Below are 3,172 nucleotides of genomic sequence, written 5' to 3'. Positions count from 1 at the left end.
GTGATCCTCGGCTATGTCGAGGAGGCCGCCGCGCTGGCGTTCTTGTACTCCATCGCGGAGGCGTTGGAAGACAAGGCGATGGACCGCGCCCGCGCAGGATTGCGGGCACTGTTGAAGCTGGTGCCCGACACCGCACGGGTCCAGCGCGGCGACGCCACGGTCGAGGTGGAGGCGAAGGAACTGCGCGTCGGTGACGTGCTCGTGGTCCGGCCGGGCGAGCGGATTGCCACGGACGGCATCGTGCGCGCCGGGCGGAGCAGCCTGGACACGTCGGCGATCACAGGCGAGTCGATCCCGGTCGAGGTCGAGCCCGGCACCGACGTGTCGGCCGGGTCGATCAACACCACCGGCGTCCTCGAAGTCGAGGCCACCGCCGCCGGCACCGACAACTCGCTCACCACGATCGTGGAGCTGGTCGAGCAGGCCCAGGCCGAGAAGGGCGACCGCGCCCGCCTGGCCGACCGGATCGCCCGACCCCTCGTGCCCGGGGTGATGATCCTCGCCGTGCTGGTCGGCGCGCTCGGGTCGCTGCTGAGCGGCGACCCCGAGCTGTGGATCACCCGCGCCCTGGTCGTGCTGGTCGCAGCCTCGCCATGTGCTCTGGCGATCGCCGTCCCGGTCACCGTCGTCTCTGCGATCGGCGCAGCCTCCAAGTTCGGCGTGGTCGTAAAGTCCGGGGCCGCTTTCGAGCGATTCGGTGGCATCCGCCACCTCGCCGTCGACAAGACCGGCACCCTGACTCGCAATGAGCCCACCGTGACCCGTGTCGTCACCACCGGCGCGACCAAGGATGACGTGCTGGCATGGGCAGCGAGCCTGGAAGGTCACAGCACACATCCCCTCGCCGCAGCGATCACCAACAACGCGGTTCCCGGCGCTCCGGCTGCTACCGACGTCCGCGAGACCGCGGGCCACGGCATCGTCGGCACCCTCGACGGTGCTCGTCTCGCGGTAGGGAGTCCACGCTGGCTGGACGCTGGCACGCTGGCCGACGAGGTGCAGGCGATGGAGTCCGAGGGCATGACCGTTGTGATCGTCCACCGCAACGACCAGCCCGCCGGAGCGATCGGAGTGCGGGACGAGCTGCGCCCCGAGGTTCCCGAAGTCATTGACACACTGAACCGGCGTGGGATCGGCGTGACGATGCTCACCGGCGACAACGCCCGCACCGCCGCCGCCCTCGCCGCACAGGCCGGCATCAGCGACGTACGTGCCGAACTACGCCCCGAGGATAAGGCCACCGCTGTCGCGGAACTGTCGAAGTCGCAGCCCACCGCCATGATCGGGGACGGTATCAACGACGCCCCCGCTCTCGCAGCCGCCGACCTAGGGATCGCGATGGGAGCCAAGGGCGCCGATGCCGCCATCGAGTCCGCCGACGTCGCATTCACCGGCCACGACCTGCGCCTCATTCCGCAGGCCCTCGCCCATGCCCGCCGCGGCCGCAATATCATCAACCAGAACGTCATACTGTCCATCGCGATCATCGCTGTCCTCCTACCGCTGGCGATCACCGGAATCCTCGGACTTGCGGCCGTGGTGCTCGTCCACGAAATCGCGGAAGTCATCGTCATCCTCAACGGCCTCCGCGCGGCGCGGCGCACGCACCATGACCGGGCCCGCTGACAGCCGTGCGCCCGGGAGGGCGGGTGCCGTATTGAGTGCCGCCGGCCCAATTGGTGCGCGCGTGCGACCCCGACTGTTTCTGCTCGCGTTCGCCGTTGCCGCCAGTGCCGTGCTGATCGACCAAGGCACCAAAGCACTCGCCCTCGCACGGCTCAGCGAACAAGCCCGCATTCCGCTCCTCGGAGACTTGCTCGGCCTACAACTCGCGTTCAACCCCGGCACCGTCATGTCCCTCGGATCCGGCTCAACCTGGCTGATCACCCTCATCGCGGCCGCAGCATCCGTGGGTCTGCTCCTTGCCGCCACACGCGCCCGCACCGCGGGGTGGGCCGTCGTGATCGGGCTAATCTGGGGCGGCGCGGTCGGTAACCTCCTAGATCGGCTGTTTGCTCCACCCGGATTCGGAGTGGGTCATGTCACAGACTTTCTCGCCTACGGCAACCTGTTCATCGGTAACCTCGCCGACGTCATCATCGGCATCGGCGTCGGATTCGGCCTCCTGCTATACCTCCGTCAGGGAAAGACCCGAGCATGATCTTCTCCTCCGTTCTGCAGGCGATCGGGCTGTTCCTCGCGACGAACATCGACGACATCATCGTGCTCTCTCTGTTCTTCGCCCGCGGCGCCGGGCAACGGGGAACTACAGTTCGGATCCTCGTTGGTCAGTATGTGGGATTCGCAGGTATTCTCGGCGCCGCCGTGCTCGTATCCCTCGGCGCTGGGGCGTTTCTGCCTCCAGAGGTGATTCCCTACTTCGGGCTCATTCCGCTAGGTCTAGGGCTGTGGGCGGCTTGGCAAGCCTGGCACCGCCGACACGACGACGATGACGATGACGATGAGAGCAAGATCGAAGGCAAGAAGGTCGCTGTCTGGGCCGTGGCTGGAGTCACCTTCGCTAACGGTGGGGACAACATCGGCGTCTACGTTCCCGTCTTCCTCAGCGTGGGGCCCGCTGCCGTCGTCGCATACTGCGTTGTGTTCCTCGTGTTCGTTGCAGTGCTGGTGGTCGTGGCCAAGTTCATTGCCACGCGACGTCCGATCGCGGAGATCCTGGAACGTTGGGAGCACATCTTGTTCCCTCTCGTTCTTATCGGGCTTGGCATCTTCATCCTGATCAGCGGGGGAGCATTCGGGCTCTGACACAACCGTCATGCAGGGCAATTTAGGCAGCTGCGCGTCTAGACGTCATGATTGTCGCCGCTCTGAGCTACTCGACGACGCCGAGCGATTGTTCCGCCGAACGCAATTGACAAGGCTGTCCTAGCTCACCCGTTATCGTTGTCGCGGCTATAGACCTCTTCCCGTCCGACGACCGCGCCGGCGATATGGCGTGTCGGGCCGTGGCCGATCCCAGCTCGCGACCGGCGCGACGCTCCGCGAGCGAGAGGAACGGCATGATGACGACGCTGAGGGCGGTGATGACGATACCGAGAGTGGAGTGCTTGACGTCCACTTGGTCGATGAGGGCTCTTCGCAGTTGAGGGTGTAGTCGAGGTTCGCGGGTCGATTGCCGGATAGGCGTCGAGGTCTTCCAGGATGGAAGTTC

Annotated in this window: 3 protein-coding genes and 1 pseudogene; 3 read left to right on the top strand and 1 reads right to left on the bottom strand. The window is 66.1% G+C overall.

Annotated elements, in window-relative coordinates; genetic code table 11:
* From B3587_RS03610 to B3587_RS03600, 3 genes are all read left to right on the top strand, one after another.
* A partial coding sequence (locus B3587_RS03610; protein WP_292726616.1) for a heavy metal translocating P-type ATPase occupies positions 1-1,626 on the top strand: 1,626 nt, incomplete at its 5' end.
* A gap of 61 nt (positions 1,627-1,687) precedes the next feature.
* Positions 1,688-2,161 carry a signal peptidase II gene (locus B3587_RS03605; protein WP_228176924.1) on the top strand — a complete coding sequence of 158 codons (474 nt, stop codon included), beginning with the start codon at positions 1,688-1,690 and terminating at the stop codon, positions 2,159-2,161.
* Entirely contained in the window at positions 2,158-2,766 is a 609-nt protein-coding gene (locus B3587_RS03600; RefSeq protein ID WP_210006387.1) for a cadmium resistance transporter, read from the top strand. The genes B3587_RS03605 and B3587_RS03600 overlap by 4 nt, the downstream gene beginning before the upstream one ends.
* A gap of 67 nt (positions 2,767-2,833) precedes the next feature.
* On the opposite strand, the pseudogene B3587_RS03595 reads toward B3587_RS03600, so the two are convergent.
* Positions 2,834-3,172, bottom strand: a pseudogene (locus B3587_RS03595) (hypothetical protein); the annotation flags it as partial.

The sequence above is a fragment of the Microbacterium sp. UBA837 genome, assembly GCF_002296025.1.
In the GTDB taxonomy this organism is placed as follows: domain Bacteria; phylum Actinomycetota; class Actinomycetes; order Actinomycetales; family Microbacteriaceae; genus Microbacterium.
This window is presented reverse-complemented; position numbering and strand designations above follow the sequence as displayed.